Below are 25,425 nucleotides of genomic sequence, written 5' to 3'. Positions count from 1 at the left end.
GCCCAATATGATGAAATATTTCGGCACCGAACTGAACAAGCGCCGCAACGAGCTGGTGATGGCGGCGGGCGGATCGGATGCGCTCGAATGGGAAAGCGAGGCCTCGGGCGGCGGCGGCAAGGCGCGGGCCTGGCTGCGTACCAAGGCCAATTCGATCGAGGGCGGCACCAGCGAAGTGATGCTCAACGTCGTCGCCAAGCGCATCCTCGACCTGCCCGGCGCCTGACCATTCCAATCCTACGCGCTGCGCGGACCGAAGGACGAAGACATGCCACTTTACCACACCGAAGATCAGGCGATGCTCAAGGACGCCGCCGCCGGCTTCATGAAGACCGAGGCGCCGACCACGCATTTCCGCAAGTTCCGCGACATGGACTGCAAGGACGGCTTTTCGCACGATCTGTGGAAACAATTCGCCGAGATGGGTTTCACCGGCATCCTCGTGCCCGAGGATCAGGGCGGGCTGGGCCTTGGCCATGTCGAGGCGGGAATCGTGCTCGAGGAGATTGGCCGCAACCTGTCGCCCTCGCCCTTCCTCACGACGTCGGTCGCCGGCGTCGAAGCATTGAAGGCCGCCGATGCGGCGCTGCGCGAGCGCTGGTTTCCGGGCATCCTCTCCGGTGAGACGGTGCTGGGCCTGGCGATCGACGAAGGCGCCAAGCACAATCCCGCCGCGATCGCGATGAAGGCCGAGCGCTCGGGCAACGGCTTCAGGATGACCGGCCGCAAGCAGTTCGTGATCCAGGGCGCCTCTGCCGACATGCTGATCGTCGCCGCGCGCACGGCGGGCAGCGCGGGCGAACAGGATGGCCTGACGCTGTTCGCGGTCGGCAAGGATGCGGCGGGCCTGTCTATGGAAGCGGCGCGGCTGGTCGACAGTGCGATGGCCGCGCATGTCGCCTTCGATGGCGTCGCGGTCGATGCCGATGCGGTGATCGGCGAAGTCGATCAGGGCTGGGCGGTGCTCGCGCGGCTGCTGCGCGCGGGCCGGACCGGTGCGGCGTCGGAGATGGTCGGCGTCGGCGCGGCGGCGATGGACATGACCGTCGATTATCTCAAGCAGCGCAAGCAGTTCGGCCGGCTGATCGGCGAGTTCCAGGCGCTGCAGCATCGCGCGGCGCATCTCTATTCGGAGATGGAGGTGGCGCGCGCCGCCGTGCTCAAGGCGCAGCAGATGCTCGACGAAGGCAGCAAGCACGCCGAACTGATGGTGTCGGTCGCCAAGGCCAAGGCTGGCCAGGCCGCCGGCCTTGCCGTGCGCGAGGGTGTCCAGATGCATGGCGGCATCGGCATGACCGACGAATATGACATCGGCCTCTATATGAAGCGCGACCGCGCGCTTCAGGAATTCATGGGCGACGTCAACTTCCACACCGATCAGGTCGCGCGCGCGCACGGATATTGAGCCGGCGCCCCGTCAAAGGGGGAGGATAGGAGCGAAGCGAATGGCGCTGGATCCCGAAATCTTCGACGCGCTTTGCGACGGCGTCCGCCGCTTCGTCGCCGAACGGCTCCGCCCGCGTGAGGCGGAGGTTGCGGATGTCGACGAGATTCCCGAGGATCTCGTCGCGGAGATGAAGGCGCTCGGCCTGTTCGGCATGTCGATCCCGGAGGACTATGGCGGTCTCGGCCTGTCGATGACCGAGGAATTGAAGCTCGCCTTCGAATTCGGCCGCACCAGCCCGGCGATGCGCTCCGCCTTCGGCACCAATGTCGGCATCGGCAGCCAGGGGCTGGTGATGGCGGGCACGCCCGAGCAAAAGGCCAAATGGCTGCCGCGCATCGCGACGGGCGAGATCGTGACCAGCTTCGCGCTGACCGAGCCCGACGTCGGATCCGACGGCGCGGCGGTGAAGACGCGTGCCGTGCGCGATGGCAGCGTCTATCGACTGACCGGCACCAAGCGCTTCATCACCAATGCCGACAAGGCGTCGCTCTTCACGGTGATGGCGCGAACGGGCGGGGAGGGTGCGCACGGCGTGTCGGCTTTCCTGGTGCCCGCCGACCTGCCCGGCCTGTCGATCGGAAGTCCCGAGAAGAAGATGGGGCAGCATGGCGCGCATGTCTGCGACGTGATCCTCGACGACGTCCCCGTGCCCGCCGAGAACATGCTCGGCGCCGAGGGCGACGGGTTCAAGGTCGCGATGCGCGTGCTCGATCGCGGGCGCCTGCATATCGCCGGGGTCTGTGTGGGCGTGGCCGAGCGGCTGATCGCCGACAGTGTCGCCTATGCCACGACACGCAAGCAGTTCGGCAAGCCGATCGCGGAGCATCAGCTGGTCCAGGCGATGATCGCCGATTCGAAGACCGAGGCGCTTGCCGCGCGCGCCTTCGTGCTCGACGTCGCGACGAAGAAGGATGCGGGCGAGAACACGACGATGGAGGCGGCGGCGGTCAAGCTGTTCGCATCCGAAATGGTCGGCCGCGTCGCCGATCGCGCCGTCCAGATCTTCGGCGGCGCCGGCTATATCTCGGATTATGGGATCGAGCGGCTCTACCGCGACGTCCGCCTGTTCCGCATCTACGAAGGCACCAGCCAGATTCAGCAGATCGTCATTGCCCGCGAAACCATCAAGCGCGGCGGATAAGGGGAAATCTCATGAACATCGCCAACCTGTTCAGCCTCGAGGGCAAGGTCGCGCTCGTCACCGGCGGATCGCGCAATATCGGCAAATGGATCGCCGAGGGCTTCATTGCCCAGGGTGCGAAGGTCTATATCTCGTCGCGCAAGGCCGATGCCTGTGCGGAGGCGGCCGCGGAACTCGGCCCCAATTGCATCGCGCTGCCGCACGATGTCTCGACCGTTGCCGGTTGCAAGGCGCTGGCGGCCGAATTCAACGAATGCGAGCCGCGGCTCGACATCCTCGTCAACAATGCCGGCGCGGCCTGGGGCGAGCCCTTCGAGGATTTTCCCGAGGTCGGCTGGGACAAGGTGATGGACCTCAACCTCAAATCGCCCTTCTTCCTGACCCAGGCGCTGCATGGTGCGCTCAAGGCCGCTGCGTCGCCCGACCGGCCCGCCAAGGTGATCAACATCACCTCGATCGACGGGCTGCGGCTCAATCCCTGGGAAACCTACAGCTATCACGCATCCAAGGCGGGGCTGATCTACCTTACCAAGCGCATCGCGGCGCGGCTGGTGAAGGATCATATCAACGTCACTTCGATCGCGCCCGGCGCTTTCGCGTCGGACATGAACCGCGCGGCGCGTGATCATGGCGATTCGGTCGCACAGCGGATTCCAGCGGGCCGTATCGGTGTTCCGGATGATCTTGCCGCGACCGCGGTGTTCCTGGCCAGCCGGGCCGGCGACTATGTGATCGGTGAGACGATCGCGGTCGATGGCGGCATCGTCAATGCGCAGGTGGGCGGCAGCATCGATCCTTGAGCGGGTGTCCGGTCCTGCCGGACCAACCCCCTAATCGCGCGAGATCAGGATATTCATCCGCGCGGCCGCGATCACCTTGTCGCGGTCGTCCTGCCAGGCAAAGGCTTCGACATTGGCGATGCGCGTGCCGACGCGGGTGAGCACGCCGACGGCGCGCGTCTCCTTCTCCCGGCCGCCGCGCATGAAATCGACGGTGATGTTGATCGGCTTGAAGCGCGGCTTCGCTTCGCCCTTGAGTTCGGCGTGCAATGCGCTGATCGCCGCCATTTCGAGCATGCCGGCGATCGCGCCGCCGTGCAGGAAGCCGGGCCGACCGGTGACGCTCACGCCGAACGGCATCATCAGGATCGGCGCGCCATTTTCATGCCCGTCGAGCGAAAGGCCGAGCATCTCGGCATAGGGCGGCAGCCACGTCATTTCAAAGGACCGGTGAACATATAGGTGCCGGCGACATGCGCCAGGGGATCGTCGGGATCGCCGTCATGCGCCTGCCCGCGGATGAAGGCGATGTTGCGGGTGATGCGATAGCATTGGCCGCGTCCGATCACGGCCTTGCCCGGCGTCGCGGGCCGCAGATAATCGACGCGCAGGTCGAGCGTCGCCTGTTGCTGGAAAGTGCCGCTCTTCACCCAGATCGAGATGCTCGTCGCCATGTCCATCAGCGCCACTATCGGCCCCGATGCGAGGATCCCTGTCTCGGGATCGCCGACCAGCTGCGGTGCATAGGGCAGGACCAGTTCTATCCAGTCGTCGCCATGCGCCTGATATTCGATGCCGAGCACCGCATTGTGGCCGTGCTGCCGGGCCAGCTTGAGAAACCGTGGCGGATCGAACTCCATGGCTCTCGCGTAGCGCCGACCGTCGGGCTCTGCAACGCGGACGGCCGATCGAATTTTCGCCGATGGCAGGTGACATCACGCGCGGTGGCGCTAGGATGACGTTTACGGAAGGGACAGGCGATGCGACCTGTCGCAGCGGAGAGCCGATTGACCCATCCGAGCCATCATGCCCGCACCACGCCGCTGAAGCCCGCGGTCATCTTCGGCGATACCGGCGAGGCGATCGACTATCGCACGCTGGACGCGCGTTCCAATCAGGGCGCGCATCTGTTCCGGCGGATGGGCATGAAGCAGGGGGACACCATCGCCTTCCTGTTCGACAATCATATCCGCTTCTTCGAACTCGCCTGGGCCGCACAACGCTCGGGCCTCTATTATGCCTGCATCTCGGCACGTCTGACATCGCCGGAAATCGCCTATATCGTGCGCGACAGCGGCGCGAAGCTGCTGGTCGCGTCGGAGGGCGTTGGGGATGCGCTTGTGGCGCTGCCCGATCTTTTCCCCGATCTTCCCCGCTTCCTGATCGGCACGCGCGCCCCGGGATGGCGCGACTGGATCGCCGAGGCCGGGGCCGAACCGGAAACGCCGATCGCCGACGAGGGCGCAGGCACCGACATGCTCTATTCCTCGGGCACGACCGGCCGTCCCAAGGGCATCCGCCAGGGGCCGCCGCCCGGCAGCGCGATCGACACGCCAAATGCGCTGACGATGATCGCGCAGGGGGTTTTCGGCTTCGATGCGGAGAGCATCTACCTCTCGCCGGCGCCGCTTTATCATGCCGCGCCGCTGCGCTGGAGCATGGCGGTCCACCGGCTGGGCGGGACGGTGGTGATGATGGCGCATTTCGATCCGGAGCAGGCGCTGGCCATGATCGCGCGGTATCGCATCAATATCAGCCAGTGGGTGCCCACCCATTTCATCCGCATGCTCAAACTGCCCGGGGAGGTGCGCGCCAGCCATGACGTGTCGTCGCTCCGCTCGGCGATCCATGCCGCGGCGCCATGCCCGGTCCCGGTCAAGCAGGCGATGATCGACTGGTGGGGGCCGGTGATCGACGAATATTATGCGGCGTCGGAAGCGATCGGCATGACCGCGATCCGCTCTCCGGAATGGCTGACTCACCGGGGCTCGGTCGGCAAATCGGCCTATGGCGTCGCGCATATCTGCGATGAGGACGGCAATGAGCTGCCGGTGCGCAGCGAAGGGATGGTCTATTTCGAAGGCGGGACCGAATTCACCTATCACAACGATCCGGGCAAGACCGCGGACGCGGCGAACCGGCATGGCTGGCGCACGGTGGGCGATATCGGCTGGCTGGATGAGGAGGGCTATCTCTACCTCACCGACCGCAAGAGCTTCATGATCATCTCGGGCGGCGTGAACATCTATCCGCAGGAAATCGAGAATCATCTCGTCACCCATCCCCGCGTCGCCGACGTCGCGGTGATCGGCGCGCCGTGCCCCGATATGGGCGAGCGCGTCGTGGCGATCGTCCAGCCCGTCGACCTGGCGGAGGCCGGCGAGGAACTGGCCGCCGAACTCACCACCTGGTGCCGGGACAGCCTGTCGGGGCTCAAGGTGCCGCGTCAGATCGATTTCGTCGCGGAACTGCCGCGCCATCCGACCGGCAAGCTCTACAAGCGGCTGTTGCGCGACCAATATTGGGGCAAGGCGGACAGCCGCATTGTCTGATCGATTCGTCCGGAGTCCAAACATGAACGACCGTGTCACCATCGCCATCGACCAGGGCGTCGCCGACGTCCGCCTCAGCCGTGCCGACAAGATGAATGCGCTCGATCCCGCGATGCTGGCGGGAATCGCCGCGGCGATCGAGACGCTCGGCGCGACCCCGGGGCTGCGCGCGGTGGTGCTTTCGGGCGAAGGGCGCGGCTTTTGTGCGGGGCTCGATATGGCGAGCATGGCATCGGGCGGTGCATCGAACGGCCTCGATCTCACGGCGCGCACCCATGGGCTCGCCAATCTCTTTCAGCAGGTCGCCTGGGGCTGGCGGACTTTGCCCGTGCCCGTCATCGCCGCGGTGCACGGCGTCGCCTTTGGCGGCGGATTCCAGATCATGTCGGGCGCCGATATCCGCATCGCGCATCCGGAGACGCGCCTGTCGATCATGGAGATGAAATGGGGGCTGGTGCCCGACATGGCCGGGGTGGCGCTGTGGCGGACATTGGTGCGCGACGATGTGCTGCGCGAACTGACCTACACCAATCGCGAATTTTCCGGCGAGGAAGCGGTGGGGCTGGGCTTCGTCACGCGGACCGCGGAGAATCCGCATGCCATCGCCACGGTGCTGGCGCGCGAGATCGCGGCACGCAACCCCGATGCGATCCGCGGCGCCAAGCGGCTCTACAATGCAGCGGCCGAGGGCGATGCGGCAGCGGTCCTGCTGGCGGAGAGCGAGGAGCAGGCCCGCGTGATCCGCACGCCCAATCAGGTGGAAGCGGTCAGGGCCAATTTCGAAAAGCGCGCGCCACGGTTCAACGACTGAATATGCGCCTTGCGGCCCATTCCCGGAATCAAGGCTGCGCGGGCTGAGCTCAGCCCGGTTGCCGCACCATCTGCGCCGTCAATGCCGCCAGCATGTCGTCGGGCAGCGGTTCCGATCCGTCCGGGCCGGTCAGTACGATGCTGGTGTCGCAGGTCGCGACGCAGGCGCCGTTCTGGAAAGCGGCCGAGTCGATCCGCCAGCTCCGCGTGCCGATCATGCCGACCCCGCACAGGATCTCGATATCGTCGGGGAAATGCGCTTCGGCGAGATAGTTGATCGAAATCGCTGCGATCAGCCAGCGCTCGCCCTTGCGGCGGCGGTCGAACAGGCCGAGCGAGCGATTGAAACGGACCCGGCCATTTTCGAACAGGGCCGCCATGGCGACATTGTTGACATGGCCGAGTATGTCGAGGTCCTGAAACCGCGTCTCGGTCGTACAGCTGAAGGGGTAGGCGGCCCGTTCGAGCCGCCAGCCTTCGGGCCGTGCCATCAGCGCGGCGCCATCCGGATCGCGCCGTCCAGCCTGACGTCCTCGCCGTTGAAATAGCCGCACTCGATCATGGTGAGCGCGAGCTGCGCATATTCCGCCGGACGGCCGAGCCGCTTGGGGAAGGGCACCGATGCGGCAAGCGCCTGCTGGACGTTTTCGGGCAGGCTCATCAGCAGCGGCGTTTCGAAGATGCCGGGCAGGATGGTGTTGATGCGGATGCCCTCACCCATCAGGTCGCGGGCGATCGGCAGCGTCATGCCGAGCACGCCGGCCTTGGACGCCGAATAGGCCGCCTGGCCGATCTGCCCGTCTTCGGCGGCGACGCTCGCGGTGTTCACGATCGCACCGCGTTCGCCCAGATCGTCGAGGGGATCGAGCGTCATCATGCCGGCCGCCGACTTGGCGATGCAGCGGAACGTGCCGATCAGGTTGATCTGGACGATCTTCTCGAACGCATCGAGCGGGAAATGCTTGATGCTGCCGTCTTCCTTGGAACGGCTCGCGGTCTTGATGCCGTTGGCGATGCCGGCGCAATTGACCAGGATGCGTTCCTGCCCGTGCGCCGCACGCGCCTTGACGAAGCCGGCATCGACGCTCTCTTCCAAGGTCACGTCGACCGCGCAGAACAACCCGCCAATCTCGGCCGCTACGGCCTCGCCCTTTTCGGCGTTGAGATCGAACAGTGCGACTTTCGCGCCCTTGGCGGCCAGCGCCCGTGCGGTCGCGGCGCCCAGGCCGGACGCACCGCCGGTCACCACGGCGGCAATGCCGTTTTCGATGATCATGGTCTTGTTTCCCTTGTTTTCGTTCAGAAGCGTTCGACGATGGTGACGTTGGCGAGCCCGCCGCCTTCGCACATCGTCTGCAAGCCATATTTGCCGCCATGGCGTTTCAGTGCGTTGATCAGCGTCGCCATCAGCTTGGTGCCGCTCGCGCCGAGCGGGTGGCCGAGCGCGATCGCGCCGCCATGGACGTTGATCTTCGCCGGATCGCCGCCGACATGCTGCAGCCAGGCGAGCGGGACGGGCGCGAACGCCTCGTTGACTTCGTAAAGGTCGATATCGTTGATCGACATGCCCGCGCGCTTCAGCGCCTTTTCGGTCGCGAACAGCGGTTCTTCGAGCATGATGACGGGATCGCCGCCGGTGACGGTCAGGTGATGGATCCGGCCGATCGGCGTCAAGCCGTGATCCTTCAGCGCCTGTTCGGAAACGATCAGCACCGCCGAGGATCCGTCGCAGATCTGGCTGGCATTGGCAGCCGAGATCACGCCGCCTTCCTGGAGCAGCTTGACCGATCCGATGCTTTCGAGCGTCGCGTCGTAACGAATGCCTTCGTCGCGATCATGGCGGATCGTGCCTTCGGGCGTCTCGACGTCGAGCGCGACGATCTCGCTGGCGAAGGCGCCGGCCTCGGTCGCCGCGATGGCGCGCTTGTGGCTCTCGAGCGCATAGGCATCGAGCTGATCGCGGCCGAAGCCGTATTTCTTCGCGATCATCTCCGCGCCCATGAACTGGCTGAACTGGACGCCGGGATAGCGGGTTTCCTGGCCCGGGCTCTTCGACGTGCCGAGTCCGGCCTGCGCGAAGAGTGCTGCGGTGGAACCCATCGGCACGCGCGTCATGCTTTCGACGCCGGCGGCGATCACCACGTCCTGCGTACCGCTCATCACCGCCTGGGCGGCGAATTGCATCGCCTGTTGCGACGAGCCGCACTGGCGGTCGATCGTGACGGCCGGCACGCTTTCGGGCAGTTTCGATGCGAGCACGGCGCCGCGGCCGACCTGGAATCCCTGTTCTCCGGCCTGGCTGACGCAGCCCATGATCACGTCGTCGATCGCGCGCGGGTCGATCCCCGTCCGATCGACGATGGCATTGAGCACCTGACCGGCCATGTCGGCGGGGTGCCATCCGGCGAGCTTGCCGCCACGGCGGCCTCCGGCGGTGCGAACGGCTTCGACGATATAGGCTGTGGACATCGGGGCTCTCCTGTCGGACTCGAAGGGGGTCTCGAAATCCTCTTGCCGTTTACGTCAACGTTGGCAAGGGGGCTATCGTCGACATTTATATGGAGTGATTGCGGTGACTGTTGGTGAAGCAATTGCCGCACGGCGCTCCGTCCGCGGATTTCTCGACACGCCGGTCGATCCGGCGGTCATCCGCGGGATCCTGGAAAAAGCGGCGCGCGCGCCGAGCGGCGGCAATCTCCAGCCCTGGCATATCGATGTGGTGACCGGCGGATCGATGGATCGGCTGAAAGCGCTGATGCGCGAGCGATTGGCATCGGGCGAGGGCGAGGCGCATGCCTATGACATTTATCCGCCCAAGCTGACCGCGCCCTATCGCGACCGCCGCTTCGCGGTGGGGGAGGCGATGTACGCGCATATCGGCATACCGCGTGAGGACAAGCCCGCGCGCCGGCAATGGTTTGCGCGCAATTTCCAGTTCTTCGGCGCGCCCGCCGCGATCTTCTGCACCGTCGACCGGCAGATGGGGCCGCCGCAATGGTCGGATCTGGGCATGTTCCTGCAGAGCGTGATGCTGCTCGCCGTCGAGGCCGGGCTCGCCACCTGCCCGCAGGAATGCTGGGCGGTCTATCCGGAGACGGTGACCGGGTTCCTCGGCACGCCGGTGGAACGGATGCTGTTCTGCGGGATGGCGATCGGCCATGAGGATCCGGACCAGCCGGCGAACCGGCTGGTGACCGAGCGTGCGCCGATCGGGGACTGGGCGCGCTTTCTCGACTAGGACGATTTGCGCGCCGCCGCGGTGAGCGCCGCGATCGTCCAGGCGCGCACCGCGCGGGCTTCATCGTCGTCGAGCTGCAGCACGTCCTTGAGCACCACGACCGCCTCGATGCCGATAACCAGCGCGATCGCGTGGGTCAGCATGGCTGCCGCGTCGCGATCGAGGCGATCGCGCACGGGATCGAGCGCGGCTTCGATCGACGGAGTGCGCCGATTCTGTCGCGCCGGCACTTCGCCCTCGGCCATGCTCCGCTGCAGCGAATGGACCAGCATCGCGCGCAGCGCCGGTTCGTTCGCCGCGATCATGTCGTGCAGCGCCGAGTCGACCCGCATCAGTCGCGCCACGACGTCGCCGCTCGTGTCGCCGCCGAATATCTCGTCCGGACCGGGCACGGCGACGTCGAGCGACGCTTCGAGCAGCAGTGCGTCGAGCCCCGGAAAATACCGATAGGCGGTCGCGCGCGAGACGAGCGCTTCCTCCGCAATCTCCTCGAGCGTCGGGGTCTTGCCGGTCTTCATCAGCCGGGCCGCCGCCTGCAGCAGGTCCTTGCGCGTCCGGCGCCGCTGGTTGCCGCGACTCACGCGGCGGAGGCGGGCGAAAGCTGCTGAAGGATCGCGGCGAGATCGATCCAGACATTCTCGCGCTTGATGTCGCCGCTCTCGGCGAATTCCAGCACATGGAGCAGCCGGAATGCGAGCGGCCGATCCTGCCCTTCGATCCCGAATGGGCGGCCCGGCGCACGGCCGCGCCACATCGAATCGTCGACCATGAAATTGTCGCCATAAAGCCGCCGCCGCGTCTCGACCGTGCCGTCGGACAGGTCGGCGAAAAGCGACTCGTAGAAGCCGCGGGCAGCCTCGGGCCCATGGGTCGGCCCGGTCGGCGCGCCGACAATGTCATGCTCGACATCCATGGTGAGCGTCCGAAGCACGCCCTCGACATCGTCCTGCGCTTCATAGCGGAAATGCTCGTCGAGCTTCCTGTCCATCTGTTCGTGCGTCAGTGCCATGCCACTCTCCAATCAGCGTCGATGGCGCTCATTAATGAGACTTAAATCTCATTTCAATACTATTTTCTCAATGTGTGTAGGCCAGTCTCGCGGAAAGGCGACGTTCCGCCGCGATAACCGCCCGCTCGGACGCACTCTGCGATTGACGGCGCACGCTGCGCCTCACAAGCCTGACCAACGGCAAGGGGATATTGTCCCAAGCCGCCCAGTCGCTTGCCGACCGTTCAGGGTAGCGTTTCCATCCATGTTCTTTTCGCGTTTCTTCAAGCTGGCCTCGCACGATATGGCCATCGATCTCGGGACCGTGAACACGGTGGTCTATGTTCGCGATCATGGCATCGTGCTCAACGAACCGTCGGTCGTCGCGCTCGAGACTCGCGACGGCGTCCGCAAGGTTCGCGCGGTCGGCGCCGATGCCAAGCTGATGATGGGCAAGACCCCCGCCAATATCGAGGCGATCCGCCCGTTGCGCGATGGTGTGATCGCCGACATCGACGTCGCCGAACAGATGATCAAGCATTTCATCGACAAGGCGCATGGCGGCGCGTCCCGCCTGCCGCGCCGGCCCGAAATCGCGATCTGCGTGCCATCGGGCTCGACGACGGTCGAGCGTCGCGCGATCCGCGATGCCGCGACCAATGCGGGCGCGAGCAAGATCTTCCTGATCGAGGAACCGATGGCTGCCGCGATCGGCGCCGGCCTGCCGGTGATCGAGCCGGTGGGCGTGATGGTCGTCGATATCGGCGGCGGCACGACCGAAGTCGCCGTGCTGTCGCTGCGCGGGCTCGCCTATAGCAATTCGGTGCGCGTCGGCGGCGACAAGATGGACGAGGCGATTTCGGCCTCGATCCGCCGCAAGCATAATCTGATGGTGGGCGAGGCGACCTCGGAGCGGATCAAGCTCGAGATCGGCAGCGCCGTGATGCCCGAGGGCGAAGGTCTGACGATCAGCGTCAAGGGACGCGATCTCGTCGCCGGCATTCCCAAGGAGATTCGCGTGACCGAGGCCGAGATCGCCGAGGCGATCGCGGAACCGGTCAGCCAGATCATCGGCGCGGTTCGTGCCGCGCTGGAGAACACGCCCCCCGAACTCGCCGCCGACATCGTCGATCGCGGCATCGTGATGACCGGTGGCGGCGCGCTGCTCCGTCGCATCGACGAGGCGATGGCGGTGGCGACGGGCCTGCCCGTCGCGGTTGCCGAGGAAGCGCTGATCTGCGTCGCCAAGGGCGCCGGCCGCGCGCTCGAGGATCCGGCCTATCGCGGCGTGCTGACGCCCGCCTGATCGCAAATCCTCAGAGCTTGCGCCCGATCAGTTCCTTCATGATCTCGTTGGTGCCGCCGAAAATCCGCGTCACGCGCGCGCTGCGCCAGGCGCGGGCGATCGGATATTCGTTCATATAGCCGGCACCGCCGTGGAGCTGGAGGCATTTGTCCATGATCTCCCATTGCAGCTCGGTGTGCCACAGCTTGGCGGCGGCCCCTTCCTCGGCGGTCAGTTCGCGCCGATTGTGGCGGGTGAGCGCCCAGTCGAGATGCGCCCAGCCGACCTGCAGCTTGGATTTGAGATCGGCCAGGGTGAAGCGGGTGTTCTGGAAATCGAAGACCGGCTTGCCGAACGCCTTGCGATCCTTGGTGAAGGCGACGGTCTCGTCGAAGGCCCGCTGCGCCGAAGCCTGGGCGGAAACCGCGATCGACAGCCTCTCCTGCGGTAGTTCGCTCATCAGATAGATGAAACCCTTGCCTTCCTCGCCCAGGCAATTGGTCATGGGCACGCGGACATCCTCGAAGAACAGCTCCGACGTGTCGGCGGCGTCCATGCCGATCTTGTCGAGATTGCGGCCACGCTTGAAGCCTTCGCGATCCGCCTCGACCAGGATGATCGAGACGCCCTTCCATGCCGGCTGCACCTCGGTGTCGGTCTTTGCGCAGACCAGGATCAGATCGGCATTCTGGCCGTTGGTGATATAGGTCTTCGATCCGTTGACGACATAATGATTGCCGTCCTTGCGCGCGGTGGTGCGGATGCTCTGAAGATCGGATCCGGTGCCCGGCTCGGTCATGGCGATCGCGGTGACGGCTTCGCCCGAGACCAGCTTGGGCAGCCACTGCTTCTTCTGCTCCTCGGACCCATAAGCGGTGAGATAGCCGGCAACGATGTCCGAATGCAGCGAAAAACCCAGCGTGACGCCGCCATGATAGGCGGCTTCCTCGTCGACGATGGCATTATAGCCGAAATCGAGGCCGAGCCCGCCATATTCCTCTGGCACGGTGGGGCAGAGCAGGCCGAGTTCGCCGGCCTTGGTCCAGATCGCCTTGTCGACGATGCCGGCTTCGTCCCATTTTGCCGCGTTGGGCGCCACTTCTTCCTGCATGAAACGGCGGACTGTGTCGCGGAAAGCCTCGTGATCTTCGGAATATGCGGTGCGCGCGAGGGCGTCGAGGGACATGGGCTCTTTCCTCTCAGGGGATTTGTCTGGATATTGATCGCAGCGAAGCCCAAGCTGACGTTAAGGTCAAGTGACTTTCCGTTTTCGTCAATTGCCGGCCCGTGGACAGATTTGGTTTCAATTGATACTAGATGCCGCCTGAACCCCATGCGGTGCATTTGGAGAGGATCCCTATGAAGCTTGCCAGCCTGAAATCCGGACGTGATGGCCGGCTCGTCGTCGTATCCAACGATCTCGCCTGGTACGCCGATGCGGCCCATATTGCGCCGACGCTTCAGGCGGCGCTCGACGATTGGGATCAATTGTCGGGCGATCTGGAGAATTTGGCGACCGATCTGGAACATGGCGCGATTCCGCGCGAACGCTTCCATGAACGCGAGGCCGCGTCGCCATTGCCGCGTGCCTATCAATGGGCCGACGGCTCGGCCTATGTGAACCATGTCGCGCTCGTCCGGCAGGCGCGCAACGCCGAGATGCCAGAGAGCTTCTGGCACGATCCGTTGATGTATCAGGGCGGATCGGACGGTTTCCTGGGCGCGCGCGACCCGATCCCGCTCGCCGATGAGAGCTGGGGCTGCGATATGGAGGCCGAAGTGGTGGTCGTCACCGGCGACGTACCGCTGGGCGCCAGCCGCGAGCAGGCGCTTGCCGCGATCCGGCTGATCGGGTTGACCAACGACGTCTCGCTGCGCAACCTGATTCCCGGCGAGCTCGCCAAGGGCTTCGGCTTTTTCCAGTCGAAACCCGCCAGCGCCATGTCCCCGGTGTTCGTGACGCCCGAAAGCCTCGGCGCGCGCTGGAATGACGGCAAGCTTCACGGCCCGCTGATGGTCGATCTGAACGGCAAGCCTTTCGGTCGCGCCGATGCGGGTGTCGATATGACCTTCGATTTCGGCACGCTCGTCGCGCATGCCGCGAAGACGCGCGCGCTGGGCGCCGGCACGATCATCGGTTCGGGCACGGTTTCCAACCGCGATGCGGCCGGCGGCCCCGGCAAGCCGGTGGCGCAGGGCGGGCTCGGTTATAGCTGCATCGCCGAAGTGCGCACCGTCGAGACGATCCAGTCGGGCAAGGCCGAAACGCCGTTCCTGAAGGCGGGCGATAGCGTGCGCATCTGGATGGAGGATGAGCGCCACCACCCGATCTTCGGCGTGATCGAGCAGACGGTCGGCTAGTATATTTTCTACCGTTTGTTTCGAGCGCAGGTTCGAGCTTGCCGAGAACCGCAGTCGAGAAGGCTCGTCACGGTGCTTCTCGACGGGCGCGTATCGGCAGGCTCGACGCTGCTCGAAGCGAGCGAGTGGGTTTGTGATACTTGGCGATCCCGTCCGGCTCCGGCATAGCCAGAGCAGTATTTGACCGACGGGAGCCACCAATGGCCGCTTTCACGCCCTTTCGCTGGGACGACCCCCTGCTGCTCGACGCGCAACTGACCGACGACGAGCGGATGATCCGCGACACTGCGGAACAATATGCGCAGGAAAAGCTGCTGCCACGCGTGCTCTCGGCGACGCGCGAGGAGCGGTTCGACCGCGAGATCATGAGCGAACTCGGCGAACTCGGGCTGCTCGGCGCGACGATCGACGGCTATGGCTGCGCCGGCGTCAGCCATGTCGCCTATGGGCTGATCGCCCGCGCCGTCGAGCGTGTCGATTCGGGTTATCGTTCGGCAATGAGCGTCCAGTCGTCGCTCGTCATGCATCCGATCCATGCCTATGGGTCGGAGGCGCAGCGCGAAACCTATCTGCCGCGGCTGGGCAGCGGCGAGATCGTCGGCTGCTTCGGCCTGACCGAGCCCGATGCCGGATCGGATCCGGGCAGCATGAAGACGCGCGCGGTCGCGGTCGATGGCGGCTATCGCCTGACCGGCACCAAGATGTGGATCACCAATTCGCCGATCGCGGATGTCGCGGTGGTTTGGGCGAAGCTCGACGGTGTGATCCGCGGCTTCATCCTCGAACGCGGCATGGACGGTTTTTCGACGCCGAAGATCGAAGGCAAGATGAGCCTGCGTGCCTCGATCACCGGCGAGATCGTGATGGACGACGTGTTCGTTCCCGAGGAGAATCTGCTGCCCAATGCGCGCGGTCTCGGCGGTCCGTTCGGCTGCCTCAACAAGGCGCGCTACGGCATCGCCTGGGGATCGATGGGGGCGGCGGAAGACTGTTTCCATCGCGCGCGGCAATATATGCTCGATCGCAAGCAGTTCGGCCGGCCGCTCGCCGCCAACCAGATCCCGCAATTGAAGCTGGCCAATATGGAGACCGAGATCGCGCTCGGCCTTGGTGCTGCGCTGGCGGTCGGGCGTAATATCGACGCGGGCACATGGTCGCCGGAGATGGTGAGTCTCATCAAGCGCAACAATTGCGGCAAGGCGCTCGATATCGCGCGGGTGGCGCGCGACATGCACGGCGGCAACGGCATCGCCGACGAATTCCACGTCATCCGTCATGTCGTGAACCTGGAAACGGTGAACACCTATGAAGGCACCCACGATATCCACGCGCTGATCCTCGGCCGCGCGATCACGGGGATTCAGGCGTTTAGCTGAGTGGGACGGAGATAACTCCGTTCGTGTCGAGCGAAGTCGAGACACGCCTGCGCGTACGTCCCTCGACTTCGCTCGGGACGAACGGGGTCTTTTGAACGGAGACCAATGTGACCTCACCCCTCAACGGCGTCCGCGTCCTCGATCTTTCCCGCGTGCTCGCGGGGCCCTGGGCGACGATGCAGCTTGCCGATCTCGGTGCCGAGGTGATCAAGGTCGAACGGCCGGGCGCCGGGGACGACACGCGTGGCTGGGGTCCGCCCTGGTTCGAGGACGAGGCCGGGGATCGGATCACCAGCAGCTATTATCTCGCGCCCAACCGCAACAAGAAATCGGTCACGATCGACATGGCCAATCCGGAGGGCCAGGCGCTGGTCCGCGCGCTCGCCGCCAGATCCCATATCGTCGTCGAGAATTTCAAGCTGGGCGGCCTTGCCGCTTATGGTCTCGACTGGGAATCGCTGAAGGCCGTCAATCCGGCTCTGGTCTATTGCTCGATCACCGGCTTCGGGCAGGATGGGCCGCGCGCACACGAAGCCGGCTACGACTTCATGATCCAGGGCATGAGCGGGTTGATGAGCGTCACCGGGCCGATCGGCGGCGAGCCCTATCGCGTCGGCGTTGCGCTCGTCGACGTGCTGACCGGGCTCAACGCCACGATCGCGATCCTCGCCGCGCTCCGCCATGCCGAGGCGACGGGGGAGGGGCAGCAGATCGACATGGCGTTGTTCGACGTCGCGGTCGCGTCGATGGCGAATCAGGCGACGGGCTATCTTGTGTCGGGCGAGGCGCCGGGCCGGATCGGCAACGAACATCCGTCGATCACGCCCTATCAGACCTTTCCGACGCGGGACGGCTACATCATTCTCGCGATCGGCAATGACGGGCAATTTGCGCGCTTCGTACGCGAAGCCGGCATGGCGGCGCTTGCCGACGATGTGCGATTCGTCACCAATGCGCTGCGCACGATCAACCGCCGCGCGCTCGAGCCGATCCTGGAAAATATCCTTGCCGGCCGCACCACCGCGGAATGGATGGCGGCGCTGTCGCGCTGTGCGGTACCCTGCGGCCCGATCAATTCGCTCGATGCCACTTTCGCCGATTCCCAGGCCGAGCATCGCGGGCTGAAGCTGTCGATGCCGAGTCCGCGCGGACCGATTCCCGGCGTGCGCAGTCCGCACCGTTTGTCCGCGACGCCCGGTCCGGCGCCGGAGGCGCCGCCGATGCTGGGTGAGCATAGTCGAGAAATATTGTCTGATCTGTTGGGGTTAGGTGAATCCGATCTCGATCGCCTGGCCGAATCCGGGGTGATCTGAAGCCAAATCGCAACTTCCCTCTCGCAATGTGCGTTGAAATATAATAACAAGAATTGGCAAGCATTGCTGACCCATTTTTTGGGTCTTGAGAGGAACGTCTGCGATGGCTCAAACCGAGGGGCGCCGCAATTTGCGGTCGCTTGAATTGCACGTGCCCGAGCCGAAATTTCGGCCTGGCGATTCGGTCGATTACAGCGACCTTGTGATCCCGCCCGCGGGATCGGCGCCGCGCCCGGATATCGATGCGCGGGCGGACAGTTTTCACGAACTCGCCTATTCGCTCGTCCGCGTGCTCGACGAGAAGGGCAATGCCGTCGGCCCCTGGGCGCCGAGGCTGTCGCCGGACACGATGCGCGAGATGCTGCGCAACATGGCGCTGACCCGTGCGTTCGACGAACGCATGTTCCGCGCACAGCGCCAGGGCAAAACCAGCTTCTACATGAAGTGCACGGGCGAGGAGGCTGTGGCGGTCGCCGCCGCCTATGCGCTCGATCGCGAAGACATGTGCTTCCCCGCCTATCGTCAGCAGGGCCTGCTGATCTCGCGCGGCTGGAGCCTGGTCGACATGATGAACCAGATCTATTCGAACAAGGGCGACCGGCTGAAGGGCAAGCAGCTGCCGATCATGTATTCGGTCAAGGATGCCGGCTTCTTCTCGATCTCGGGCAATCTGACGACGCAATATCCCCAGGCCGTGGGCTGGGCGATGGCGAGCGCCGCCAAGGGCGATACGCGCATCGCCGCCACCTGGTGCGGCGAGGGCTCGACCGCCGAGGGCGATTTCCATTCCGCCTGCACCTTCGCCAGCGTCTATCGCGCGCCGGTGATCCTGAACGTCGTCAACAACCAGTGGGCGATCTCGTCCTTCTCCGGTTTTGCCGGTGCCGAAGCGACGACCTTCGCGGCGCGTGCCGTGGGCTACGGCATTGCCGGATTGCGCGTCGACGGTAACGATGTGCTGGCCGTCTATGCCGCGACCGAATGGGCCGCCGAACGCGCGCGCACCAATCAGGGTCCGACGCTGATCGAGCATTTCACCTATCGTGCCGAGGGGCATTCGACCTCCGACGACCCCAGCCAATATCGTTCGGCCGACGAAAGCAGCGAATGGCCGCTGGGCGATCCGATCGCGCGGCTGAAGCAGCATCTGATCGCGTTGGGCGAATGGGACGACGAGCGTCACGCCGCGATGGATCTGGAGCTTGCCGAGACCGTCAAGGCGGCGGCGAAGGAAGCCGAGAAGAACGGCATTCTCGGGCACGGCCTCAACCACCCGTTCGAATCGATGTTCGAGGATGTGTTCGAGGAAATGCCATGGCACCTGCGCGAGCAATGCGCGCAGATGCTCGAAGAGCAGAAGGCGGCCGGACTGTGAGCGACGAGAAAGATCTTGCCGTTGCCGAAGAGGCGACGGGCACCCGCATGAACATGATCCAGGCGATCAATTCCGCCATGGACGTGATGATGGAGCGCGATCCCAATGTGATCGTGATGGGCGAGGATGTCGGCTTTTTCGGCGGCGTGTTTCGTGCAACCGCAGGGTTGCAGAAGAAATACGGCAAGACCCGCGTGTTCGATACGCCGATCACCGAATGCGGCATCATCGGCGTCGCGGTGGGCATGGGCGCCTACGGCCTTCGCCCGGTGCCGGAGATCCAGTTCGCCGACTATATCTATCCCGCGCTCGATCAGCTCGTCTCCGAAGCCGCGCGCTTGCGCTACCGTTCGGGTGGCGAGTTCACCGCGCCGATGACGGTCCGTTCGCCATTCGGCGGCGGCATCTTCGGCGGCCAGACGCACAGCCAGTCGCCCGAGGGCATCTTCACCCATGTCTCCGGCGTGAAGACGGTGATCCCGTCGACGCCCTATGACGCGAAGGGCCTGTTGATCGCGGCGATCGAGGACAATGATCCGACGATCTTCTTCGAGCCGAAGCGGATCTATAACGGCCCGTTCGACGGCCGTTATGACAAGCCGGCGCGCAACTGGTCGGCGCATCCGGCGGGCGAAGTGCCCGAGGGCTATTATCGCATCCCGCTGGGCAAGGCGAACATCGTCCGCGAGGGCGAGGCACTGACCGTCCTGTGCTACGGCACGATGGTCCATGTCGTCGAAGCGACGATCGAGAGCCTCGGCATCGATGCCGAGATCGTCGACCTGCGCACCCTGGTGCCGCTCGATATCGAGGCGATCGAGGCGTCGGTGAAGAAGACCGGCCGCTGTCTGATCGTGCACGAGGCGACGCGCACCTCCGGTTTCGGCGCCGAGCTTTCCGCGCTGGTGCAGGAACGCTGCTTCTATCATCTCGAAGCGCCGATCGAACGCGTGACCGGCTTCGACACCCCCTATCCACACAGCCTCGAATGGGCCTATTTCCCTGGTCCCGTCCGTATCACCGAGGCACTCAAGAAGATCCTGAAGGACTGATCGGCATGGCACGTTTCACGTTCAAGCTTCCCGACATCGGCGAGGGTATTTCCGAGGCCGAGATCGTCGCCTGGCACGTCAAGGTCGGCGACGTCGTCGCCGAGGACCAGCAGATTGCGGACATGATGACCGACAAGGCGACTGTGGAGATGGAATCTCCGGTCGCCGGAACCGTCGTCGAGATCGGCGGCGAGGTCGGCGACGTGATCGCGATCGGCTCCGCGCTGGTCGTGATCGAAACCGAAGGCGAAGTCGCCGAGGAAGAGGCGGTCGAGGAACGCATCGACGCCGAGACCCCCGACGCGGCGACGGTCGCCGTCGTCGAGGCCGCTGCGCCTGAGCCGGAACCGACTCCCGAACCCGCGCCTGCGCCCAAGGCCGTCGAGGTGCCTGCTGCACCTGTATCCGCTCCGGTCGCATCCGGCCGCCATGTCCTGGCGTCGCCCGCCGTTCGCGAGCGTGCGCGTGCGCTCGGCATCGATCTGGCCGAAGTGAAGGTGTCGGGCGATCGTGTCCGCCATGCCGATCTCGACGCCTATCTCACCTATAATGCCGGCCAGGGCTTCCGCCCGGCGGGCGCGGCGCGCGCCGACGAGGCGATCAAGGTCATCGGCATGCGTCGCCGCATCGCCGAGAACATGGCCGCGTCGAAGCGCAACATCCCGCACTTCACTTATGTGGAGGAGATCGACGTCACCGACCTCGAGGCGATGCGTGCGGACCTCAACGCCAATCGCGGCAATCGTCCCAAGCTGACGATGTTGCCGCTGATGATCGTCGCGATCTGCAGGGCGCTGCCCGAATTCCCGATGATCAACGCCCGCTATGATGACGAAGCGGGCGTGGTGACGCGCCATGGCGCGGTCCATCTCGGCATGGCGACGCAGACCGATGCCGGGCTGATGGTGCCGGTGATCCGCGATGCGCAGGCCAAGAATGTCTGGCAGCTGGCGAGCGAGATCATCCGCCTGGCCGATGCCGCGCGCAGCGGCAAGGCCAAGTCGGAAGAGCTTTCGGGGTCGACCCTGACGATCACGTCGCTGGGGCCGCTCGGCGGCATTGCGACGACGCCGGTGATCAATCGTCCGGAAGTCGCGATCATCGGCCCGAACCGCGTGATCGAGCGTCCCGTGATCCGGAATGGCGAGATCGCGGTGGCGAAGCTGATGAATCTTTCCATCTCGTGCGACCACCGCGTCGTCGACGGCTGGGACGCCGCAAGCTACGTGCAGGCGATCCGCAAGCTGCTCGAGACGCCGGTCCTGCTGTTCGCGGACTGATGAAGCATTTCTTGCTGAGCTACGAGCTGGCGCCCGATTATATCGAGCGCAGGCCGCTCTTTCGCGCGCCGCATCTTGCACTGGCATGGCAGGCGGTGGAGCGGGGCGAACTGCTCCTCGCCGGTGCGCTCGGCGATCCGGTCGAAGGTGCGCTGTTGCTGTTCCAGGGCGAAAGTGCCGCCGTGGCCGAGGCCTTTGCGCGTGCTGATCCCTATGTGACGAACGGCTTGGTGACCGGCTGGCGTGTCCTGCCCTGGGCGACCGTTGTCGGAGATGCGGCGGTGGATCCGGTGCGTCCCACCGAATAGGCTGGGTTGCTGTCCGGCACACGTCGTTTTGAGGCATGTGGGCGGTTTGCTCCAAACGTCCAAACAAGTGGCGTCATTCCGGCGAAGGCCGGAATCTTCTTCGACATAGAACCCTAGATTCCGGCTTGCGCCGGAATGACGCGGTGCGGTTCGCTTCGAATATTAAACCAATTGGTTGACCTTTTGGCCGCATCGTCGTAATTCAACCAAATGGTTGAACGACTCGACATGACATTCCACGCCCTGGCCGATCCCACCCGGCGCGGCATGCTCGCCAGCCTCGCGCTCGGTGAGAAATCGATCGGCGAACTGGCCGAACCCTATGCGATGAGCTTCGCAGGTGCTGCCAAGCATGTGAAGGTGCTCGAAAGCGCCGGCCTCGTCGCGCGCCGCAAGGTCGGCCGCGCGCAACTCTGCACCTTGCGCGCCGCGCCATTGGCAGAAGCCGACAAATGGCTGCGGCAATGGGAACAGTTCTGGACGTTCCGGCTTGATCGCCTGGAGGATCTGCTGCGCGACGCGCCGAAAGGAGAGGCGAAATGAGCTATGTCGACGGTTTCGTGCTCGCCGTGCCGACCGCCAATCGCGAGGCATTCCGCGCAATGGCGGCGCGGGTGGCGAAGATCTTCACCGATCATGGTGCGCTGCGCGTGGTCGAGAATTGGGGTGACGACGTCTCTGACGGGAAAGTGACCGATTTCAGGCGCGCGGTGCAGGCCCGGGAGGATGAGACCGTGGTCTTCTCATGGGTCGAATGGTCATCCAAAGAGGCGCGTGACGCGGGCAATGAGGCCATCGCTGCGGATCCCCGGCTCGTGCCGACCCCGGAAGAACAGGCGATCATGGATTCCCAGCGGATGATCTTCGGCGGCTTCGTTCCCGTCGTCGATGAGAAGGGGGACGGCAAATGAGCGGTGCCGAGCCCGTCATCCTGACCGTCCGCCATGATTATGCGGAATCGCCCGAGCGCGTGTTCGATGCCTGGCTCGATCCGGAGATCGCACCGCGCTTCCTGTTCGCGACGCCCGATGGCGAGATGATCCGGTGCGAGATCGACGCCAGGGTTGGCGGGCGCGGGTTGATCGTCGAGCGCAGGGCGGGCGGCGATGCCCATCATCGCATGAAATATGAGGTGATCGAGCGTCCGGAACGCCTCGTCTTCCTGTTTTCCGCCGATCCCGCCGAAGATGGCGGATGGACCCGCGTCACGATCGCGATCGCGCCGACCGCGTCGGGCTGCACATTGGTCCTGACTCACGAGATGGACCCGCAATGGGCCGCATATGAAGAACAGACCCGCAGCGGCTGGACGATGATCCTCGACAGCCTGGGTCGCATGATGGAGACCGAAGATGATTGATGTCGAACGGATCGCCCCGGATACGCTTCGTTTCGAACGGATGCTCGATGCGCCGGTGGAGACGGTCTGGCGCTATCTGACCGAATCCGAGCTGCGCAAGCAATGGTTCGCCGCAGGCGAACTGGAGCCGCGCGAGGGTGGAGCGGTCGAACTGATCTTCGATCACGACAATCTCTCGACCGAGGAGGTCCCCTATCCCGAGGATTATGCCAAATGGAAATGCGCGGTCGGGCACGAACGGGTGGTGAAGATCGATCCGCCACGTCTGCTGTCCTTCACCTGGGACGAAGGCAAGGAAGGTGTGGCGACGTTCGAGCTGTTCGGCGAAGGCGCGCGCACCCGGCTGGTGCTCACCCATAACGGCATCACCGGACCCGGGCCGATGGCCAGCTTCGGCGGCGGCTGGTACTCGCATCTTGCGGTGCTCGTCGGGCGCCTCAGCGGGGATCCCGTGCGCAGTTTCTGGGCGATTCACGACGAGAGCGAAGCGGCCGTCGCGCGGATGCTGGCGGTGTCCTGATCCGATGCGCACATGGCACGGTCGATGCGGCGCCGGCGTATCGACCGTTCCGGGTGCTGCGTTTGACACGATCAGGCCGTCGGCGGATGACCCTGTGACCTGAAACCGTTCAGACAGGAGAGTCGCCGGTGCGAATCGCCCTTGCCGCGCTTGCCGCCGTGGCTATGCAAACCATCATGCCCGTATCCGCCCAGACGCCCGCCGACGATCCCTATATCTGGCTGGAGGATTGGACGGGGCCGAAGGCGATGGCCTGGGTCGAGTCGGAGAATGCCCGCACGCTCAAACGGCTGCAGGCGGACCCGCGCTACAAGGCCTTTTACGGAGAGGCGCTGACGATCGCCGCCGCCAAGGATCGCATTCCTTATCCCAGCCTGCTCAACGGCCGCATATTCAATCTGTGGCGCGATGCCGAGCATCCCCAGGGCATCTGGCGGCATACCAGCGCGGCCGGCTATGCCGCCGCCGAACCGGAATGGACGACGATCCTCGATCTCGACGCCTTGTCGAAGGCCGAGGGCAGGAAATGGGTGTGGAAAGGGGCCGCCTGTCTCGACCCAGACGAGCGGCTGTGCCTGCTCAACCTGTCCGACGGCGGCGAGGATGCCGTCACCTTGCGCGAGTTCGATCTTCAGGCGGGCAAGTTCGTCGAGGGCGGCTTTGCGCTGCCGACCTCGAAGCAGAATGTGGCCTGGCTCGACAAGGACACGCTGCTGATCGCGCGCGACTGGGGCGCGGGGACGATGACGACCTCGGGCTATCCCTTCGTGCTCAAGACCTTGAAGCGCGGCCAGCCAGTGTCGGCCGCGCAGGAGATTTACCGTGGCGAGGCAGGCGACCAGGTCGGCGTCTGGCCCTTCATCCTGAGCGACGGGCAGGGCAATCGCGCGGCATTCATCCGGCGCGGTACGACATTCTTCACCAACGAGACATTTCTGCTGACGCCCCAGGGGCCGAAGAAGCTGCCGCTGCCGGGCAAGTCGAACATTCAGGGCATGGTCGACGGTCACATTCTCATCCAGACCAGCGAGGAATGGAAAACGGATGGAGTCACCGTGCCGACCGGCGCGGTGGCAATGGTGGCGCTGAAGGATATCGAAGATGGCGGTGCGCTGGCGCCCACCATCCTCTTCGCGCCCAATGCCCGCCAATCGGTTGACGGCGTGACCGCGACGAAGACGCGCGTGATCGTGGCGATCAACGACAATGTCCGCGGCCGTGCGCTGGTGTTCGCGCCCGGACCGAAGGGGTGGACCTCGACCCCGCTCACGCTTCCCGACAATGCATCGATCGGCGTGGTCGCAGCGACCGACAAGAGCGACCTCGCTTATGTGAACGTCACCGGTTTCCTCGATCCCACCACGCTCTGGTCGGTCGATGCCGCCAATCCTGCGCCGAAGCAGGTGAAGGCGCTGCCCGCCAAGTTCAACGCCGCCAATCACGTCGTCGAGCAATTCGAGGCGGTCTCGACCGACGGGACGAAGATCCCCTATTTCATCGTCCATCGGAAGGACATCCCGCTCGACGGCTCCACGCCGACGCTCATGACTGCCTATGGCGGGTTCGAGGTTGCGAACACGCCCAGCTATGGCGCGATCACCGGCAAGCTCTGGCTGGAGCGGGGCGGCAGCTATGTGCTCGCCAATATCCGAGGTGGCGGCGAGTTCGGCCCGGCCTGGCATCAGGCTGGGCTCAAGACCAGGCGCCAGATCATCTATGACGATTTCGCTGCGGTCGCGAAGGACATCTTCGCGCGCAAACTCTCGTCGCCCAGGAAATTCGGCATCTATGGCGGCTCGAACGGGGGGCTGCTGATGGGGGTGGAATTCAACCAGCATCCCGATCTGTGGAATGCGGTCGCGATCCAGGTGCCGCTGCTCGACATGATCCGCTACGAGAAGATCGCGGCCGGGGCGTCATGGGTCGACGAATATGGCAGCGTTTCGGTGCCCGCGGAAAAGGCGTTCCTCGAAAAGATCTCGCCCTATGCGAATATCAGGAAAGGTGTTGCCTATCCCGAACCCTATATCTGGACGACGACCAAGGATGACCGCGTCGGCCCGCAGCATGCCCGAAAATTCGCGGCGCGCCTCAAGGAATATGGCCTGCCCTATCTTTTCTACGAGGACACGGCGGGCGGGCATTCGGGCGATGCCGACATCGAACAGGGTGCCCGGCTGCAGGCGCTGCAGATGACCTATTTTGCCGAGAAGCTGTTCGGGCCGGCGCAGTAGACCGGC

Annotated in this window: 28 protein-coding genes; 20 read left to right on the top strand and 8 right to left on the bottom strand. The window is 64.9% G+C overall.

The features are described 5' to 3' along the window. The 4 genes from AC3WN8_RS21330 to AC3WN8_RS21315 form a co-directional block, all read left to right on the top strand. A partial coding sequence (locus AC3WN8_RS21330) for an acyl-CoA dehydrogenase family protein (protein ID WP_492671496.1) occupies positions 1–226 on the top strand: 226 nt, incomplete at its 5' end. A gap of 42 nt (positions 227–268) precedes the next feature. Beyond that, the gene (locus AC3WN8_RS21325; protein WP_492671495.1) at positions 269–1,405 is read left to right on the top strand and encodes an acyl-CoA dehydrogenase family protein; all 1,137 of its coding nucleotides are present in this window, start codon (positions 269–271) and stop codon (positions 1,403–1,405) included. Between the two features lie 40 nt (positions 1,406–1,445). Further along, positions 1,446–2,588: an acyl-CoA dehydrogenase family protein gene (locus AC3WN8_RS21320; protein WP_492671494.1), complete on the top strand. Its 1,143-nt coding sequence runs from the start codon at positions 1,446–1,448 to the stop codon at positions 2,586–2,588. 11 nt (positions 2,589–2,599) lie between these two features. Continuing rightward, on the top strand, positions 2,600–3,388 hold the full coding sequence (locus AC3WN8_RS21315) for an SDR family oxidoreductase (RefSeq protein ID WP_492671493.1): 789 nt from the start codon (positions 2,600–2,602) through the stop codon (positions 3,386–3,388). Positions 3,389–3,418: 30 nt separating this feature from the next. On the opposite strand, the gene AC3WN8_RS21310 is transcribed toward AC3WN8_RS21315, so the two are convergent. Next, positions 3,419–3,805 carry a PaaI family thioesterase gene (locus AC3WN8_RS21310; RefSeq protein WP_492671492.1) on the bottom strand — a complete coding sequence of 129 codons (387 nt, stop codon included), beginning with the start codon at positions 3,803–3,805 and terminating at the stop codon, positions 3,419–3,421. Then, the gene (locus AC3WN8_RS21305) at positions 3,802–4,227 is read right to left on the bottom strand and encodes a PaaI family thioesterase (RefSeq protein ID WP_492671491.1); all 426 of its coding nucleotides are present in this window, start codon (positions 4,225–4,227) and stop codon (positions 3,802–3,804) included. The genes AC3WN8_RS21310 and AC3WN8_RS21305 overlap by 4 nt, the downstream gene beginning before the upstream one ends. 147 nt (positions 4,228–4,374) lie before the next feature. Here AC3WN8_RS21305 and AC3WN8_RS21300 point away from each other — a divergent pair, with 147 nt between their 5' ends. Both AC3WN8_RS21300 and AC3WN8_RS21295 read left to right on the top strand, forming a co-directional pair. Beyond that, positions 4,375–5,919 (top strand): acyl-CoA synthetase, encoded by a 1,545-nt coding sequence (locus AC3WN8_RS21300; RefSeq protein WP_492671490.1) that lies wholly within the window; start codon positions 4,375–4,377, stop codon positions 5,917–5,919. Between the two features lie 22 nt (positions 5,920–5,941). Further along, positions 5,942–6,730, top strand: coding sequence for a crotonase/enoyl-CoA hydratase family protein (locus AC3WN8_RS21295; RefSeq protein ID WP_492671489.1), 789 nt, complete (start codon positions 5,942–5,944; stop codon positions 6,728–6,730). 49 nt (positions 6,731–6,779) lie between these two features. Here AC3WN8_RS21295 and AC3WN8_RS21290 read toward each other — a convergent pair whose 3' ends face one another. The 3 genes from AC3WN8_RS21290 to AC3WN8_RS21280 are packed head-to-tail and all read right to left on the bottom strand — an operon-like array spanning position 6,780 to position 9,198. Then, positions 6,780–7,220: an acyl-CoA thioesterase gene (locus tag AC3WN8_RS21290; RefSeq protein WP_492671488.1), complete on the bottom strand. Its 441-nt coding sequence runs from the start codon at positions 7,218–7,220 to the stop codon at positions 6,780–6,782. Next, positions 7,220–8,005, bottom strand: a complete 786-nt coding sequence (locus AC3WN8_RS21285) for an SDR family NAD(P)-dependent oxidoreductase (protein WP_492671487.1) — start codon at positions 8,003–8,005, stop codon at positions 7,220–7,222. The genes AC3WN8_RS21290 and AC3WN8_RS21285 overlap by 1 nt, the downstream gene beginning before the upstream one ends. 23 nt (positions 8,006–8,028) lie before the next feature. Continuing rightward, positions 8,029–9,198 (bottom strand): acetyl-CoA C-acetyltransferase, encoded by a 1,170-nt coding sequence (locus AC3WN8_RS21280; RefSeq protein WP_492671486.1) that lies wholly within the window; start codon positions 9,196–9,198, stop codon positions 8,029–8,031. 103 nt (positions 9,199–9,301) lie between these two features. On the opposite strand from AC3WN8_RS21280, the gene AC3WN8_RS21275 reads away from it, so the two are divergent. Further along, a complete protein-coding gene (locus AC3WN8_RS21275; protein ID WP_492671485.1) occupies positions 9,302–9,967 on the top strand; it encodes a nitroreductase in 666 nt (221 codons plus the stop codon). On the opposite strand, the gene AC3WN8_RS21270 is transcribed toward AC3WN8_RS21275, so the two are convergent. After that, a complete protein-coding gene (locus tag AC3WN8_RS21270) occupies positions 9,964–10,548 on the bottom strand; it encodes a TetR/AcrR family transcriptional regulator (protein ID WP_492671484.1) in 585 nt (194 codons plus the stop codon). The genes AC3WN8_RS21275 and AC3WN8_RS21270 overlap by 4 nt on opposite strands. Next, positions 10,545–10,976 carry an ester cyclase gene (locus tag AC3WN8_RS21265; protein WP_492671483.1) on the bottom strand — a complete coding sequence of 144 codons (432 nt, stop codon included), beginning with the start codon at positions 10,974–10,976 and terminating at the stop codon, positions 10,545–10,547. Before AC3WN8_RS21265 ends, AC3WN8_RS21270 begins: the two co-directional genes overlap by 4 nt. Positions 10,977–11,220: 244 nt before the next feature. Between AC3WN8_RS21265 and AC3WN8_RS21260 the strand changes: the two genes are divergently transcribed. After that, positions 11,221–12,261 carry a rod shape-determining protein gene (locus AC3WN8_RS21260; RefSeq protein WP_492671482.1) on the top strand — a complete coding sequence of 347 codons (1,041 nt, stop codon included), beginning with the start codon at positions 11,221–11,223 and terminating at the stop codon, positions 12,259–12,261. A gap of 10 nt (positions 12,262–12,271) precedes the next feature. Here the strand turns inward: AC3WN8_RS21260 and AC3WN8_RS21255 are convergent, their stop codons facing one another. After that, a complete protein-coding gene (locus AC3WN8_RS21255) occupies positions 12,272–13,426 on the bottom strand; it encodes an acyl-CoA dehydrogenase family protein (RefSeq protein ID WP_492671481.1) in 1,155 nt (384 codons plus the stop codon). Positions 13,427–13,599: 173 nt separating this feature from the next. Here AC3WN8_RS21255 and AC3WN8_RS21250 point away from each other — a divergent pair, with 173 nt between their 5' ends. The 12 genes from AC3WN8_RS21250 (at position 13,600) to AC3WN8_RS21195 (ending at position 25,419) form a co-directional block, all read left to right on the top strand. Beyond that, positions 13,600–14,601 carry a fumarylacetoacetate hydrolase family protein gene (locus AC3WN8_RS21250; protein WP_492671480.1) on the top strand — a complete coding sequence of 334 codons (1,002 nt, stop codon included), beginning with the start codon at positions 13,600–13,602 and terminating at the stop codon, positions 14,599–14,601. 200 nt (positions 14,602–14,801) lie between these two features. Further along, on the top strand, positions 14,802–15,977 hold the full coding sequence (locus AC3WN8_RS21245; RefSeq protein ID WP_492671479.1) for an acyl-CoA dehydrogenase: 1,176 nt from the start codon (positions 14,802–14,804) through the stop codon (positions 15,975–15,977). A gap of 107 nt (positions 15,978–16,084) precedes the next feature. Then, entirely contained in the window at positions 16,085–17,290 is a 1,206-nt protein-coding gene (locus AC3WN8_RS21240) for a CaiB/BaiF CoA transferase family protein (RefSeq protein WP_492671478.1), read from the top strand. Positions 17,291–17,393: 103 nt separating this feature from the next. Continuing rightward, positions 17,394–18,665 (top strand): 3-methyl-2-oxobutanoate dehydrogenase (2-methylpropanoyl-transferring) subunit alpha, encoded by a 1,272-nt coding sequence (locus AC3WN8_RS21235; RefSeq protein ID WP_492671477.1) that lies wholly within the window; start codon positions 17,394–17,396, stop codon positions 18,663–18,665. 47 nt (positions 18,666–18,712) lie between these two features. Beyond that, positions 18,713–19,717, top strand: a complete 1,005-nt coding sequence (locus AC3WN8_RS21230; RefSeq protein ID WP_492671499.1) for an alpha-ketoacid dehydrogenase subunit beta — start codon at positions 18,713–18,715, stop codon at positions 19,715–19,717. 5 nt (positions 19,718–19,722) lie between these two features. Further along, entirely contained in the window at positions 19,723–20,997 is a 1,275-nt protein-coding gene (locus tag AC3WN8_RS21225; protein WP_492671476.1) for a dihydrolipoamide acetyltransferase family protein, read from the top strand. Further along, on the top strand, positions 20,997–21,305 hold the full coding sequence (locus AC3WN8_RS21220) for a YciI-like protein (protein ID WP_492671475.1): 309 nt from the start codon (positions 20,997–20,999) through the stop codon (positions 21,303–21,305). Before AC3WN8_RS21225 ends, AC3WN8_RS21220 begins: the two co-directional genes overlap by 1 nt. Positions 21,306–21,533: 228 nt before the next feature. Beyond that, the gene (locus AC3WN8_RS21215) at positions 21,534–21,848 is read left to right on the top strand and encodes an ArsR/SmtB family transcription factor (RefSeq protein WP_492671474.1); all 315 of its coding nucleotides are present in this window, start codon (positions 21,534–21,536) and stop codon (positions 21,846–21,848) included. After that, positions 21,845–22,216 (top strand): DUF1428 domain-containing protein, encoded by a 372-nt coding sequence (locus tag AC3WN8_RS21210; protein ID WP_492671473.1) that lies wholly within the window; start codon positions 21,845–21,847, stop codon positions 22,214–22,216. The genes AC3WN8_RS21215 and AC3WN8_RS21210 overlap by 4 nt, the downstream gene beginning before the upstream one ends. Further along, the gene (locus AC3WN8_RS21205) at positions 22,213–22,665 is read left to right on the top strand and encodes an SRPBCC family protein (protein WP_492671472.1); all 453 of its coding nucleotides are present in this window, start codon (positions 22,213–22,215) and stop codon (positions 22,663–22,665) included. The genes AC3WN8_RS21210 and AC3WN8_RS21205 overlap by 4 nt, the downstream gene beginning before the upstream one ends. Further along, the gene (locus AC3WN8_RS21200) at positions 22,658–23,185 is read left to right on the top strand and encodes an SRPBCC family protein (protein ID WP_492671471.1); all 528 of its coding nucleotides are present in this window, start codon (positions 22,658–22,660) and stop codon (positions 23,183–23,185) included. The genes AC3WN8_RS21205 and AC3WN8_RS21200 overlap by 8 nt, the downstream gene beginning before the upstream one ends. Before the next feature lie 164 nt (positions 23,186–23,349). Continuing rightward, positions 23,350–25,419 carry a prolyl oligopeptidase family serine peptidase gene (locus AC3WN8_RS21195; RefSeq protein ID WP_492671498.1) on the top strand — a complete coding sequence of 690 codons (2,070 nt, stop codon included), beginning with the start codon at positions 23,350–23,352 and terminating at the stop codon, positions 25,417–25,419. Positions 25,420–25,425: the final 6 nt, after the last annotated feature.

Source organism: Sphingobium sp. FW305-3-2-15-F-TSA7 (assembly GCF_058787155.1).
The sequence above is the reverse complement of the archived record's forward strand: the minus strand, read 5'-3'. Positions and strand labels throughout refer to the sequence as shown.